The sequence below is a fragment of the Vibrio sp. 10N.222.54.E6 genome, assembly GCF_041473955.1.
GTDB lineage: Bacteria > Pseudomonadota > Gammaproteobacteria > Enterobacterales > Vibrionaceae > Vibrio > Vibrio tasmaniensis_A.
The window spans coordinates 20,150-35,060 of the sequence record NZ_JBFRTD010000022.1; the positions used below are offsets into that span (position 1 = coordinate 20,150).

General features: G+C 41.4%; 15 protein-coding genes and 1 pseudogene. 13 read left to right on the forward strand and 3 right to left on the reverse strand.

The window, feature by feature from the left end:
• Positions 1 to 167: 167 nt before the first annotated feature.
• Positions 168 to 1,214, forward strand: a complete 1,047-nt coding sequence (locus tag AB4513_RS13525; RefSeq protein ID WP_017099008.1) for a replication initiation protein — start codon at positions 168 to 170, stop codon at positions 1,212 to 1,214.
• Between the two features lie 191 nt (positions 1,215 to 1,405).
• Here the strand turns inward: AB4513_RS13525 and AB4513_RS13530 are convergent, their stop codons facing one another.
• Positions 1,406 to 2,359, reverse strand: coding sequence for a ParB family protein (locus AB4513_RS13530; RefSeq protein ID WP_102258082.1), 954 nt, complete (start codon positions 2,357 to 2,359; stop codon positions 1,406 to 1,408).
• A gap of 1 nt (position 2,360) precedes the next feature.
• Positions 2,361 to 3,608 carry a ParA family protein gene (locus tag AB4513_RS13535; protein WP_102258081.1) on the reverse strand — a complete coding sequence of 416 codons (1,248 nt, stop codon included), beginning with the start codon at positions 3,606 to 3,608 and terminating at the stop codon, positions 2,361 to 2,363.
• 664 nt (positions 3,609 to 4,272) lie between these two features.
• Between AB4513_RS13535 and AB4513_RS13540 the strand changes: the two genes are divergently transcribed.
• The 5 genes from AB4513_RS13540 (at position 4,273) to AB4513_RS13560 (ending at position 9,748) form a co-directional block, all read left to right on the forward strand.
• Complete coding sequence (locus AB4513_RS13540; RefSeq protein WP_371700257.1) at positions 4,273 to 4,440, forward strand: hypothetical protein; 168 nt, start codon at positions 4,273 to 4,275, stop codon at positions 4,438 to 4,440.
• Between the two features lie 862 nt (positions 4,441 to 5,302).
• Positions 5,303 to 5,812, forward strand: coding sequence for a hypothetical protein (locus tag AB4513_RS13545; RefSeq protein WP_102258079.1), 510 nt, complete (start codon positions 5,303 to 5,305; stop codon positions 5,810 to 5,812).
• 431 nt (positions 5,813 to 6,243) lie between these two features.
• Positions 6,244 to 6,663: an Hsp20 family protein gene (locus tag AB4513_RS13550; RefSeq protein WP_017091829.1), complete on the forward strand. Its 420-nt coding sequence runs from the start codon at positions 6,244 to 6,246 to the stop codon at positions 6,661 to 6,663.
• 178 nt (positions 6,664 to 6,841) lie between these two features.
• Complete coding sequence (gene dnaK, locus AB4513_RS13555) at positions 6,842 to 8,731, forward strand: molecular chaperone DnaK (RefSeq protein ID WP_102258078.1); 1,890 nt, start codon at positions 6,842 to 6,844, stop codon at positions 8,729 to 8,731.
• Between the two features lie 141 nt (positions 8,732 to 8,872).
• On the forward strand, positions 8,873 to 9,748 hold the full coding sequence (locus AB4513_RS13560; protein WP_017096991.1) for a DnaJ C-terminal domain-containing protein: 876 nt from the start codon (positions 8,873 to 8,875) through the stop codon (positions 9,746 to 9,748).
• Positions 9,749 to 9,856: 108 nt separating this feature from the next.
• On the opposite strand, the pseudogene AB4513_RS13565 reads toward AB4513_RS13560, so the two are convergent.
• Positions 9,857 to 10,616, reverse strand: a pseudogene (locus AB4513_RS13565) (transposase); the annotation flags it as partial.
• 544 nt (positions 10,617 to 11,160) lie between these two features.
• Between AB4513_RS13565 and AB4513_RS13570 the strand changes: the two are divergent.
• The 7 genes from AB4513_RS13570 (at position 11,161) to AB4513_RS13600 (ending at position 14,911) form a co-directional block, all read left to right on the forward strand.
• Entirely contained in the window at positions 11,161 to 11,661 is a 501-nt protein-coding gene (locus AB4513_RS13570; protein ID WP_017104225.1) for a hypothetical protein, read from the forward strand.
• A 151-nt stretch (positions 11,662 to 11,812) separates the two neighbouring features.
• Positions 11,813 to 12,442 (forward strand): site-specific integrase, encoded by a 630-nt coding sequence (locus AB4513_RS13575; protein ID WP_102258077.1) that lies wholly within the window; start codon positions 11,813 to 11,815, stop codon positions 12,440 to 12,442.
• A 203-nt stretch (positions 12,443 to 12,645) separates the two neighbouring features.
• Positions 12,646 to 13,389: a hypothetical protein gene (locus tag AB4513_RS13580; RefSeq protein WP_102258076.1), complete on the forward strand. Its 744-nt coding sequence runs from the start codon at positions 12,646 to 12,648 to the stop codon at positions 13,387 to 13,389.
• A gap of 50 nt (positions 13,390 to 13,439) precedes the next feature.
• Positions 13,440 to 13,625, forward strand: a complete 186-nt coding sequence (locus tag AB4513_RS13585) for a hypothetical protein (protein ID WP_017086662.1) — start codon at positions 13,440 to 13,442, stop codon at positions 13,623 to 13,625.
• 9 nt (positions 13,626 to 13,634) lie between these two features.
• On the forward strand, positions 13,635 to 13,871 hold the full coding sequence (locus tag AB4513_RS13590) for a hypothetical protein (protein WP_102258075.1): 237 nt from the start codon (positions 13,635 to 13,637) through the stop codon (positions 13,869 to 13,871).
• 14 nt (positions 13,872 to 13,885) lie between these two features.
• The gene (locus AB4513_RS13595; RefSeq protein WP_102258074.1) at positions 13,886 to 14,206 is read left to right on the forward strand and encodes a hypothetical protein; all 321 of its coding nucleotides are present in this window, start codon (positions 13,886 to 13,888) and stop codon (positions 14,204 to 14,206) included.
• Between the two features lie 303 nt (positions 14,207 to 14,509).
• Positions 14,510 to 14,911, forward strand: coding sequence for a hypothetical protein (locus AB4513_RS13600; RefSeq protein ID WP_240800339.1), 402 nt, complete (start codon positions 14,510 to 14,512; stop codon positions 14,909 to 14,911).

Here is a 14,911-nt window from a genome sequence, read left to right on the forward strand (position 1 = left end):
CCAAACAGACTTTATCCCATAAGTCTTGATATTGAGTGTTTCATTTTAGTATTTCTATTAAGGTTACAGGAATTTAGTCTAAAATTGTGAATTACGTTCTTGAGGTTACTGAAATTTAGTCTTATCCTTGTACTACACTAATAATCTGTTACCTGAAACTAATTACTATGACTGACCATCGACAGTTGATCACAACTGAAGACTACCGTGAATTGCCTAATGACTTTTTTAAGAAAAGCCATGCTTTAGTTTTTAGCCAGCTAGGACTGACGGCGAGAGAGCATGATACATTTGCACTCTTCCTCTCTCGACTACACGAAGACCATTGGGTTGCGTATCAGGAAGGTCGACACGTATACGCACCTGAATATACGTTTCAATCTGAAGTGTTAAAGGAGTGGTTTGGTCTTTCAGCAAAGCAGCTTTATCCAACATTAAAGCCTATGGCTAAAAGGCTCTCATCGCGCAAAGTAGGCTTAATGAACGATGCTGATCAAGAATTTGATTTTATGCCTCTTTTTAGTCGAGTTGCGTATAAAAAAGGGGCGCTAATTATGGTGCCTAACGCTGAATTAATGGATGCTTATCTTGCTCAGTCAGCTGGCCACGCTCAAATTAACCATTTATCTTTTCGTAGTTTGAAGTCAGAACATTCTAAGCGCCTTTACACTATTCTATCTCGCTTTAAAAAGCCTGGAATGAAGTTGCATGAGCAATCGATAGCGCAATTACATGGTTTATTCGGTCTCTTAGATGAGCAAGGGAAGTTAACCAAATCCAGTTACACCAACAACAAGGTCTTCATGGAACGATGTATTCGTAAGCCAATCGAAGAGCTTGCTTCTAACGAAGAAGTGAGAAAAGAGCTAAGCTTTTTGGTTGATGAAGAGTCTGGATCGTATGGTTATAAAGCTCGTTATCGAGGAAAGAGTATTGTTGCGCTTGAGTTCCTTTTCCAATGGAAGCAAAAAAGTGACAATAAAGGTGAGGCATTGGAAAGAGCAAAGTTAGCTGAAGAGCTAGCACCTGATAACCCGATGTTAAAACTCGCAAAAGAAGCCTTTAATATTGTACTTTCATACCCTGTCAATGGTGAGTTAAGTAAACACCATAAACTCGCCATTGAAAGTGTTAGGATGGGTATTATCGTAATGCCTGCAGATATGCAGTTTGATTCTATTTTCTATCACAGGTTAGAGTTAATGGAATTATGATTTTCAGGTAACAGATTTTTAGTGTTTTGCAGCTAACACTAAAAATTTGTTACCTTCAGTGATACTGATCTCAAGTTTTATATTCATCAACTTTGTTATGACATCTAAATAATGAGGTGGTTTGTTGTTCATAGGGCAAAACAACCCCCATTGTCCCCATTAAAAACCCCGCTCATTGGCGGGGTTGTTATTTACTTATCTTGCACTTTTTCAGAAACAAACCGTATGATATCGTCATACACATCAACGGGCAATCTACTCAATTCAATCTTAAGCCCCCGCTTATCACTGCTGTGAGATACCTTTGCATACTTGTTCTTGTCATCGAACAGCGCTAATGGTTTAGTCTTCCAGCTTATTTTATCTTTACCCTTTAAAAGCTTCGACTCCATCTGAGCAAGAACTTGCTTTTGTTTATCTTCTACAGAGACTAAATTATCTACATCCACCTTAAGTGAACTGATGAAATGTGCCGTTGTAGTACCTTCTTTATCTAACTGCTTTTCCACTTTAGCCAGCTTAGCGTAGTAACCATTTGGGATCCCTTCGCAATCAGGAAAGACCTCAATCAAACGCTGATCAACTGATGCTGCAGCAAAGCGCTTTCGGCAAGTTTCACGTCCAATATTCAGATAGTCAGCTAGTTCATCGAGCTTCGTAAAGCCTTGTGCTTGCATCACGCTTTTGTAATCAGCTCCCAATTCTCGGTAAGACAAGCGCTTTACAGATTGAGTAGTTTGAATAAAAGCGAGCAAATCAGCTTGGTCGATCTCCCCTTCAATAACCCATAGAGGTAAATCTTTTTTAGCATGGATGCAAGTGAAACGGCGACGTGAGCTATCAAGTAACTGGTAAGTGCCCTGCCCGTCTTTGGTCGCGACGCCTTCAGTATGTACGCCCTCTTCCTGAACGCTTGGTAATATATCACGCACAGCATCAAGCGTAAGCGAATCTTGGCGACGTGGATTTAAAGGGTGAATTGCAGTTTTAACTTCAAGTTCATCTGATTTAACCACCACTCTTTCTGCAGTGGCTGTTTTACCGCTAGCAAACGTGAATGTTTTTTTAGGGGGTTCGGCTTTAACTCGTTTTCCTAATTGATTGCCTTGGTTAAAGCCGGTTCGCTTGTCTTGAGGTCGTAACATGTTATAGCCCTTTTGTTGCTAGCTGCTTAATTTCAGTGATGAATTGGTGGTACACGGCATTCACCGATGTCATAGCTAAATCAAATTGTTTACCACTACAAATCTGCTCTGATTTTCGAATATCCAGTACTGTACGGTTGCTTTCCGCAGCCGCGACAAACGCTTCAGAGTGACGGATCGCTGTTGATAATAAATGCCCTTGCGCCGCACGCAGCAATTTATCAAACACTTTAACTTCATGAGCGCTCTTCTCATCGAAGTTCACTGGAAGCAATTTAGCCCACTTTAAATTTTTTCCTTGTGATGGTAATGCTCTAAATGTACCTGGCATAGTGGCCATGTAGTTACTCGTTGAGGCAAAATCAAACTCTCGTGGGGTGACTGGAATCAAGACCGCATCAGCCGCCTCATTCACTGCCCAGAGAATTGGAGAGTTCTGTGGGGGCGTATCGATGAAGATTAGGTCGTACTCTTCTTTAAGTATGGGTAAGATTTTTTCACGCAACACACTCAGCAAATTCCGTTGACCTATTTCATCTTGCCCCCAGTAAGAATCGACAAAGCGTTCGTCTGATGGGAAGGCAGGAATCACATCTAAGTTAGGGAGGTGAGTCTTAAACGGAATCGCTTTAACTAACTCGTCATAACGGTAGTCATTAAGGTATTGAGAAAAATCACCTTCGGGCTCTTGGCCTGCTAGCGCGATATCAACAGCTGTCATGTAGACTGATTCATCGTCGGCTTGATGAATCAGGTTTTGGCCTGTTGAGCCTTGGGGATCTAAATCTATCACTAGGCAGCGTGCATTAAGATTAAGATCAAGCGCAGCAGTGGTCGCTAGGGTCACTGTCGTGGTGGATTTGCCAGTGCCCCCTTTATGGTTTTCCACTACAACGGTTGTCGATTCAAAGCGCTGGTTGTACTTAGGAAAGTTCATGAACTCCATCATATTGGCGACGTCGAAGCGATTATACAGGTGAGTGCGTCCTTGGATAATAGGAGCGCCAACGACGCCCTGCTCGGTTGCTTCATCTATTCTAGAATTGAAGGTCACACGAGATAAGCCAAACAGCTCTTGAAGCTCTTTCTTCTTCAATGAGTGATTATAGATAAGCCTATCAACACTCCCCTCAATTTCTGTATCAGTTACTTTGATCTGCATACGCTCTTTGATAACGGCTTTCAGATCTGATTGCTCTTGCTGCATACGTTCACAAACAAGTTCTAATGAATCGATGATGGTGGTCATTGGGTGCCCTTAATGCCTTAATCTTATATAACCAATATAAAGCACTAAGGATGGAAATTAAACCTTTAAAGAATATTTTTAATTAATAAAGGTTTAAGTTTGATGGGTATCTAAACGGGGACAATGGGGGTTGTTTTCAAAAAAACCTTATCAAATCACTCTGAATATTATTCTTTCATCTGGTTTAACAGTGGTGGTGCACGAGACTTAATTAAGGGTAATAAGTACGCATTTGAGAGAGCACTAGACGTGATTTTAAAAGAGCGATCTGCTTATCGGCGTTGGGAAATTTAAGCAGGTCCGCTTTTAATAGCGGTCTACCAGTAATAGTCGGTGCTCTATTTACGGTTGAATCCAAAGGATTCTTCAACGTATTGAATAAACTTAAATAACGAGATTAACCTTGTTATTCTTAGCGTGTTCAAGTCACGCCTTAATTGTTAATTATGTTTGGGCTGGGGCGCGGTTGTATCACCTTGACTACATTGAGCTCAGGCTCTTCGGACGTTCTTCCACCGGATTATAAGAGTTAGCGACCATTCATGAGCCTTAACTTAAAGTACTATCAAGCAATAGACCAAACGATTTCAAACGCCTCCCCTCTCTTTATTATTCATTTGACCAAAGCCAAGCCTATTGGCTTACACAAAAAAGAAATGAGTTTTTGGTAGAGTTCATCAAGCCAAAGATAAAACAGCCTCAATATTCTAAATGTAAGAAAGAGCTGAAGACCATGCTGAGTATAGGCAGGAATGCCAAGGGCAACCTAGAGGAAAATTTATGGCAAATGAACGAAATTAACCTCAGTTATCAAGCCAAATTCACTCATTAGGATGAGCTCTACATCATGTTGACCGCTCTCTTTGAACAGCAGTGTTTTGCCTCAATGTTAGAAAATGAAACCTTTTTCTAAGAAGGTTAAAACTCATCGATTAAATACGTTGATTGATAAAGTCCAAGGTACAGGAGCCTATCGAGTGGAAGTGGGTCATATTGATGATCAGGAAGTTATTCATCTGCTACTGCATAGGACTGAAAAGTAAATGCTAGTCGATCTGTTGAAAGTTCGGGAATGTCTTACTGCTCGATTTTTGGTTTATGTCAGTCCTAATAGGGATCCTGATATGAGTGTGGTGATGAAAGCGGTGGAGGGGGGGGATGAATGCATGATTCATTCCCTAGGAAACTATACTTATGCTGCAAAGGTATTGGGACTCGATCGTGGCACAGTAAAAAGGAGGTATGAACGCTTTCTCAAAGAGAAAGGTGAGATGAATTGTATAAGGACATAGGTCATGGTTCATTTATCTGGTCGTTATCACTCCGCTCGGTTTATTCCTTCGCTTTGCTCCTCTGTCGACAACTTGAGTTGCTTTATCGAGCCTGCTCGATGAGCTTCTACGTTCCTGAGAACAATCACCCAAGGCACTTCTCTCTTCGTTCGAGGCACCTCGTCCTCTCTCCTCGTTGATCTCTCTGTCTTTGAATAAGTTCGAATAAGGGCTTGTTTTCTTATGCGCCGATTTCTTTCACTCGCCTCATTTTTGGGTTCGCAGGCTGTTAACCGTCTCTCCCCACAACCTGTTTTTCAAGGGAGGCTTCGCCGCTGTGCGCCCTTGCAAAGCAGAACGATGTTGAGGAGCGGACAGCCAAGCGGCTCCGAAAAGTGATACTCAAACAGAAAGGAAATTCTCATGGCGCAACAAAACTCAATCCCAACTCTCTCTAATTCAAATTCATCGACCAGCGTTTCGCCGCTGGGGCACGAAAGCTCACCAAAAAATGATGTCTCTAGTCCTTTGGCGGTATTGAAGTTGCGCTCTCAAGTCAAAAAGTGTCGTGATGAGGCGAAAAAAAAGTCTGATTGGGTTTCCAAAATCCAGCGTTTGAAAATGTTCAGTCGTCGTCAATCGCCCGAGCAGCAGGCTGATATCGCAGCGTTAAAAGACCAAGGGTTCGTTGAAGCTATCAAGCAGCAGTTTCCGCTATTGGGGTCGCGTCGTTTTGCTTTCCATGAAATCCGTGACTTTTTCATCGAATTAAATGGCGCTGGCTTTGGTGAATGGTTTCTTCACGAGCGAGCGGATCACATCATTCTGTACACCAACTACGGGTCAGTATTTCCAGCATTGCGATTTGTGACAAAGGGGGAGGGGACGTTTAAGTGCTCAGGGTTTTGTTTTGATGTGCGTTTTGGCGCTTAGGGTGTCACATTAAAATACATTATATGCTGACAGATCCAGGCCCGCGATTTGGGTTGTGTGTAGGAATGAGCCAGCGAAGAACCTGTTAGATCGAATCTGACAGAATCGAGCTAGCGCTTTTGCTAAATTAACAATTTATAAATGACCAAAAAAAACTAATGTTAATATTGACAGGTTTCTCTTGGGATAATATTTTAAAAAAACGAACTGACAGATGAAGTTCTTAAGTTGCCCACTTCGCCTTCTTAGGGAAGCTAGGGCAATTGTAATCAAGGAACGTTGACGTTGTAGTATGCGACATTAGCGAGTTCCTTAAACCTGTTAACACCTGGAACATATGTCTTACGGCGCCTACGTGGTGCAATAGAGTCTGTCTCCGGTCTTGGTGTACTAAACACTAAGAACTATTGCTTATTTATGAGGATAGTATTATGCGTAATGTAGATTTTTCTCCGCTATACCGTCATGCCATTGGTTTTGAACGTCTATTTAACCTAGCGGAGAGTAGCACGAATAAGCCATCTTGTAATGGCTACCCTCCATACAACATCGAGCAGAAAGACGAAAACAACTATCGTATTACGATGGCTGTAGCTGGTTTTTCTGAAGATGCACTAACTCTTACCCAGAACGAAAATATGTTAATCGTTTCCGGTGAAGTTCAGCCTGTAGAAACTAAACCTAATTACCTTTATCAAGGGATCGCAGAGCGTAACTTTGAACGTAAATTCCAGATGGCTGACTACGTAACCGTTAAAGCAGCGAGTATGGGAAATGGTTTACTGCACGTAGACCTCGTCCGTGAAGTCCCAGAAGCAATGCAACCCCGTCAGATCTCAATCCACAAATAATGACTGGGGAAACAGGATCGGATAAGGTGATTTTAGTATTCGATTTTACTAACCTTGTCTAAAAATATTGCTGTTTATCACCACTAGAGTGCAAGACTTAAACGCTTGTACTCATATAGAAGAATAGAATTACATATTTTGCATTAGAAAAAATAATTTTAATAAGAGAGGTCTTATTATGAGTAAAATTATCGGTATTGACTTAGGGACAACAAATTCATGTGTTGCCGTACTTGACGGCGACAAACCTCGCGTACTAGAAAATACTGAAGGCGAACGCACAACAGCCTCGGTAATCGCATACACTGAAGGTGAGACGCTAGTTGGTCAACCTGCGAAGCGTCAAGCGGTTACTAACCCTCAAAACACCCTATTCGCTATCAAGCGTCTAATCGGTCGTCGTTTTGAAGATGAAGAAGTTCAACGCGATATCGAAATCATGCCTTTCAACATTGTTAAGGCTGACAACGGTGATGCCTGGGTTGAAGCGCAAGGCCAAAAAATGGCTGCTCCTCAAGTATCTGCTGAAGTTCTTAAGAAAATGAAGAAAACAGCTGAAGACTTCCTAGGCGAAGAAGTAACTGGCGCAGTTGTTACTGTTCCTGCTTACTTCAACGATGCTCAGCGTCAAGCAACGAAAGATGCTGGTCGTATCGCAGGCCTAGATGTTAAACGGATCATCAACGAACCAACTGCTGCTGCTCTAGCTTACGGTCTAGACAAGCAAGGTGGTGATCGCACTATCGCTGTATACGACCTTGGTGGTGGTACATTCGATATCTCTATCATCGAAATTGATGAAGTAGAAGGTGAGAAAACTTTCGAAGTTCTTTCAACTAACGGTGATACTCACCTTGGTGGTGAAGATTTCGATAACCGCATGATTAACTACCTAGTAGATGAGTTCAAAAAAGAGCAAGGTATCGACCTTAAAACTGATCCACTAGCAATGCAGCGTGTTAAAGAAGCAGCAGAAAAGGCGAAAATCGAGCTTTCTTCTACTACTCAAACTGACGTAAACCTACCTTACGTTACGGCTGATGCGAATGGCCCTAAGCACATGAACATCAAAGTGACTCGAGCGAAGCTTGAGTCTCTAGTTGAAGACCTAGTTCAACGTTCTCTTGAGCCACTAAAAGTAGCTCTTGCAGATGCTGCCCTATCTGTAGGCGAAATCACTGACGTTATCTTAGTGGGTGGTCAAACTCGTATGCCTATGGTTCAAGCTAAAGTAACTGAATTCTTCGGTAAAGAGCCACGTAAAGACGTGAACCCTGACGAAGCTGTTGCAATGGGTGCTGCTGTTCAAGGTGCAGTGCTAGCTGGTGACGTTAAAGATGTTTTACTACTTGACGTTACTCCTCTCTCTTTCGGTATCGAAACGATGGGCGGGGTAATGGCTAAGCTTATCGAGAAAAACACAACTATCCCGACTAAAGCGGTGCAAGTGTTCTCTACAGCTGAAGACAACCAAAGCGCAGTAACTATCCACGTTCTTCAAGGTGAACGAAAGCAAGCGACTTACAACAAGTCTCTTGGTCAGTTCAACCTAGAAGGTATCCAACCAGCTCCACGTGGCATGCCACAAATCGAAGTAACATTCGACCTAGACGCGGATGGGATCCTGAACGTATCTGCTAAAGATAAAGCAACAGGTAAAGAGCAAAAGATCACGATACAAGCATCAGGTGGTTTGTCTGAGGAAGAGATCGAAGCAATGGTACAAGAGGCAGAAGCTAACAAAGAAACGGACAAGAAGTTCGAAGAGCTAGTCATTGCACGTAACCAAGCTGACCAAATGATTCACGGTACTAAGAAGCAAGTAGAAGAAGCGGGTGAAGCTCTACCTGCAGACGAGAAAGTTAAAATCGAAGCGGTTATCGAAGCTCTAGAATTAGCTAAGTCTGGTGACGAAAAAGAAGTGATCGACGCTAAAGTTCAAGAACTTATGCAAGCAGCTCAAAAGCTAATGGAAATTACTCAACAGAAAGCACAAGCACAGCAAGCTGATGAACAACCTAAGCAGGACGACGATGTTGTTGATGCTGAGTTTGAAGAAATGAAGTAACGCCACTGACGGATAATTGCTTTCGAGCTGTTAAACGTTGAGTTATGTATCATGGAGACGTGAACTTATTGGTATTCAGGGCGTAAGAGGTCACTCATACGCCCTTTTTTGTTTGAATGAGAAATTGAGTGAGTTTTTAGCATGTCAAAACGAGATTATTACAGCGTGCTAGGTGTATCTAAGGGAGCCTCGGAGAAAGAGATTAAAAAAGCCTACAAGAAGTTGGCGGTGAAGTATCACCCCGATAAAAATCCCGGAGATGCGACAGCAGAAGCGAATTTCAAAGAAGTAAAAGATGCTTATGAAATTTTAACAGACAAAGAAAAGCGCATTCAGTATGACCAATTTTGTCATACTGAATCTGAGAATCGTGGTTTTGGTGGTCACAGTGGGTTCGAAGACTTCTTTAGTGATGCCTTCCGCCAACGTGGCGGCGGCTTTGGTGGAGGGTTTGAGGATCTCTTCTCACAAACTCGTGGTGGACACGGGCGCCCACGCGGACAAAAAGGTCAAGATCACCAATATACGCTTACTGTAGACTTTATTGATGTGGTTCAAGGGGCTGAAAAAACGGTCGAATTGCTAATCAATGGTAAACAGAAAAAAATCAAAGTTAAGATCCCTTCGGGTATTAAAGATGGTGAAAAGATACGTTACTCCGGTAAAGGTGGTTTAGGCGTTAATGGTGGTCCTTCGGGGGATTTATTATTCATTATTGCAACCAGACCACATGGGTTTCTAGACCGCGATGGTAATGACATTATTTGTCACACCAAAGTTGATATGGTTACTGCGGCTTTAGGGGGGGAAGTTACGGTGAATGTGTTAGACAGTCGCTTTAAACTCAAAATTCCAGCGGGTACTCAAACAGGGCGCAAATTCAAGATGACGGGGAAAGGCGTGACAAGTCGTAAAGGTGAAGCGGGCGATCTATTGGTGGAGGTTCAAGTTGAAATACCCAAAAATCTAACCGATGCACAACGTGAGTTGTTAGAACAATTTGGAGCAACGCTTTAGTCATTTAAAGTAAAATGAACAAAACCAGCTCTAGAGCCAAAGCCGTATAATGTGGGGTTGTATCGCAAAATTATGATGAAGTATAAGTGTACTGGTTTTTAGATGTAATTAGGCTGCTAGTGCGTAAAATTGCTCCCAAGCAGATAAGCCTTCAGGATTATCGAGCTGTCCGTTTTTAATTATCGACCACAGTTCCACGCCTGCCAGGGTGGAACTGGCTCTCTCATACAAATTCCCCCCCTAAACACTGATGTATTTTACCTTTCACTTTCCGGTGACTTTGCTCAACTATATTGTTCAGATATTTAACTTGAAATACTTCAATCAAGTTGAGTCTCTTCTCCGTCAGCCAGAGTTGAACATTGATGTTATGCAGCGCTAACGCGTTGGTACCACTCTTATCGATAACCACTTTTTCTGATAAACCATTATAGCCGATTGCCTTGGTAAAGAAGGCGCGAGCCGCTTTCTCATCATGGCGATCGCAGAGTAAAAAATCAATGACATGGCCGTTCGCTTCTCCCACGACACCAGGAAATGGACTGTTTGTTTGAGGATGTATGGCAGCCACTAGGGGGGCCAAGTTCTTCACTCTTGTCCCGCGCAAGTTTATTGCTTGGCAGTAACCTGCTTGGTAAACCATTTTGTGCAATGGCCTTATTCAGAAAGGCTTTGGCAGCTGCCTCATCACGGTTCGGGCTAAGGTAGTAATCGATCACGTTTCCAAATTTATCGACGGATCGATAGTGGCGTGATCTACAACAACTCTACGCTCAAGCTGTATCTCTTCAATTTCACGATAACTGAGTTTATAGGCGAGATAATAACGTACGGTTTCAAGAACAACTTCAGAAGGAAAGTGACAGCCTTACACATTAAGAATCAGTTTCATGAGTAGAAATCAAGCAAACCTTAACTTAAATCCTCAAAGTTTGCGACAGAACCTAAATTAGTCACCGTACGGTGCTTCTTTCTTGGATTGTATTATCGATCATATGTTAAATTGACAAAATTAGGCTGGCTTTTGCGCGGTAGGGGACGACTCTAGCTACAACCGCTCGAAAGTCAGCCATTTCTCTTTCCATACCCTAGAGTTTTCTCCTGAAAGTTAATTACAGAATTTAGTTAAATGTTAACGGGTTGTGATGTGTTTTGGTTTCGCTTGATTTTTTGATCCTAAACCTCAAAATGATCAGTTTTCTCTAAATTAGTAATACTGACGCCGCTTCGCTCTGTCGGCTTCATACTGACTCTACATGCAAGTATATAGCAGCCAGCATGAACCATATATAAACAAGAACATATTGAAATTATTGATTAATTCAACATTAATCAATTGGTGAGGATGTTTATTGTGTCGTGATGTGATTCTTATTATACTGGTTAGATATCCAGTAAAAAAAGGGCTATTTATGAAAAAAATGTTACTTGCGGTGGGAATATCATCAGCGCTATTGGGCTGTACGAACACTGCAACGCCCCCCCCTATTACCAATCATATTGAGATTGGGACAAAGGCAGGGGCACACAGTGTTATTGTGTTAAATTTTAACAATGCTGAAGCGATGCCTGAGTATCAAACCTACGATGTGTATTTATATTTATCTCAGTTGCCGGAAAGTAAGGGGTTTGAGATTTGCAATTTTGAATATGACAATTGTGGTAGTCAGTACTCCGCCTGGCAACACGTATTACGTCCCGAGCAAAATGGCATTTGGCTTAGTTATGATTTCAAGTTTCCTTTGAGCTTAACGCAAAAATACGATGTGAATTTAGCTAATATTCAAACGATAGCTAATCAGGCGTTTTTAGAATGGGATAAGGCAGAAAGTCTTTATACCAAAGAAGTTTCTATGTCAGGTAAAACAGTTCAAATCGAGTCTTTAACAGCAACAGCCCATCAATTACCTTAACCACTCCAGTATGTAGTATCGTGATCAGTTGATTTCGATACTACGGAACGTTTTCCCCCAAAGCCAGTAATTCCAATCCTTAGATCACTGATTTCTAAACTTGTCACTGTTAGCGTGTGTGTTTATTCATGCAAAACAGGAAAATGCACACATGGCACTACCAACGCTCATCGAGGACAAAGACAAAACTTGGATCTTTAAAGTCATTACACAGACACCAGAGCCAGAGCTTAATGCGTGTCTAATGGGATTTTTCTTGGGTAGTGGAATGACAACACTAGAGGTATGTCGCATCCAAGTTCGAGACATTGTTAAGAAGAACGGACACCTAACAAAATGCTTTGCCATTAAAGGCGATGTGAATCGAGATTTTTATCTGTCCAACATTAAGCTACAGAATCTTATCAAGAACTACATTGAGCAACGGCTAAAAGATGGTGATCACCCCGATCAATACAATGCTTTTGATGCTGATGAACCATTCTTTAAGCGTAGGAATGGCGACCATTTTAAAATCAAGCATAGAACCACAGAGAAAGGTAATACGACTTACCACTGTAATGCTTTAAATAATCACATCAAACGATTGTTGGCTGATTCTGGTATTGATCAGCCTAGTATTCTAAGCGGTAGACGCACGTTTGCTGTAAGGCTTAAACGTCATGGAGTAGACGTTCCGACTATCCATTTGATGCTTGGAAATAAGAGCCTTGAAACCACGGTAAGACTTATAGAGACAGATACTGTGAGTATGCTAGCAATTGCAGATATGGCTTTTTAAAATATGCTAGACATATATGACGGGTGTATGTAGTGTACTTTTATTAGCTACAAACAAGTGAGCCACCCTCGAAAGGGTGGCTCTTAAACTCGCTACCTGTTGTCAATACTGTTTCCAGCGGAAGAGGACAGGGCTATCACAACAAGAGGATTAACCTCAGTTGTTTCTAATAATACACAACCTTGATACAGAGGGCAAATAATTTGGATTTGGAAGAGATCAAGCAAGGACTTTCTACAGAAAAACTAGAGACCTATCGTCAGGTGCTCGACTGTAAATCTGATAGTGAGTTGATAGCCGTTTATATGGCGATGCAAAGTATAATGTCTCAGTTTTTCTCAGTAGTTCAGCTACTTGAAGTGACATTGAGAAATTCAATCCATAAATCAGCAACAGAATGCTTTGAAGATGATGAATGGTATAAGCGAATTCCTCTAAGTCAAGAGTCTCGAAAACAAGTCGATTTTGCAGAACAGCAGTGTTTAAAGGATGTAGGCGCTCGATATACCAGTAACGATCTTGTTTCTCGATTACCGTTTGGATTTTGGGTTCACATGTTACACCGAGACTACAACAACCCTCGCAACAGAGATCATAACCTATGGCAAACACAGTTGGATAAGTGTTTCCCGAACGCTAGAGAGAAGAGAGTTAAACTCAATACATTATTTCAGAAAATGGGAGCATTAAATAAGTTCAGGAATCGTTTATTCCATCATGAGCCAGCATGGAAAGGTAGATCCACTCGAAACCGAGTTGATGCTATTGAGTTTCTTCTAAAAATGTTCAATGAGCACACGGACGCTATTTACTTACTATCCACTTCTAAACGAGAGCTTATTACAGTGTTAGGGTTTGAAGAAAAATTCAATCAAGAGTGTAATATCAAAAACTTAGAACGTTTTGAGTCGTTGTTAGCTCCTGAGAGTCGAAATACTGGCGATTAGTGAGCTAGACATATTTGACAGGTAATTAAATTGGAATGTACTAGACACATATGACAGGTAGAAATATTACAGAGTTTCAGCTTATAGCAAACGCTAAAGGTTGGAAGTTTGAAGAAATCGCAAAACGTTGGGGTAAGTCCGAACGCCAGTTATCACGGATAGCAAAGGCGGGTGAACAGCGTGACTTAGACGCTGTGAATGGCCTACCAAACAAAGACAACGAACAAAAGGGATAAAAAGACATCATGTTTTTTGAGTTCTTTGATTGGAAAATTAAAGCAGGAATAATTATTACCGTTGCTCTTATGTTGGGTAGCGTAATCAGCTTCATTGTTGCGTGGACAGCACCAGTACCAACCGATGCATTATCAGCCGTAACCAAATATCTAAATTATCGTTGGTTTGCTTTCTTTGCTGTCAGCACATTGTCTATTGGTGCGGCAACAATGAAGTATCACGATAGAACACTAACACGTTGCTAAGGGAAAATTTTCGCATGAAAACAAGTCAGATTTTGGAATTGCTAAGAAAGGCATCACCAACATTACAAGTCAAGATTCAACATAAAGAATATGGTGTACTACCTGTTGGTAATGTCTACCATGAACCGCCAAGAACCTTCCTGCAAGAAGCAAAAGAGGAAGGGGTATACTCTAATGTTAAAGGGCTATTAGAGCGTCTTGAAAGTATTGATGCCACTGTTCCTTTTGATGCGGATTTAACTTCTGGTGATGATTGGAATTTCCAAGAAGTGCAAAGTGTGTTTGAAAGCGAAGGAAAAGTCCTTATTCAAATTTCTGATCCAGTTTTTAATTAAGGGGAATAGACCTTGTACCTTTCCTTGGTCAGCGTAGCCGTGTTACGGAGATTCTGAGCCGTCAAAGACGTTTATCTATCTCAATGATTCGCAAGCTACACGATGGGCTTAGAATCCCATTGGACAGCCTTGTGAAAGAATATCAACTGGTTAAATAACATTGAAAGTTTCGACAAGCGCACTCTAAAAGCGCGTAAGCTAGTTACCTCTTCGCTTATGAGTAAAGAGTTTTCGCAGCCTCAAATCGACACAGTGATTAGTATCAACGACAAAGCAAAACAATAGCAGGAGAAAAAGCAATATATGTCAATTGGCTTTTACGATGAACGTATTCTAAATATACGCCTCAAAAAAAATAACAAAGGGTCTACTTTTTTATTTGGTGCTGCATTAAGTCAAGTAACTAATGGGGTAGGCATACCAAACGTTGAAGGTGTCATTGAATTTATTGAAGAATATGCAATAGAGCAAGAGGTTGATGAACTCTATTTTGAAGAAGCTAAAGGCTTTTCGGAACAGGATAGATACCAACAAGCTTTTAGCTTAATCGCCGGTCTATGTGGTCAAGAGTCGGTGAATGAAATCATTAAACGCGTAGTAGAAAGTAATCTCGATGAAAACGGCAAACATCGAGTACCCAAGGCAATCAAAGATTTCGTTACTAGTATCAAAAACGGCAATATCGGGTTCTGTCGCAAACTTTGA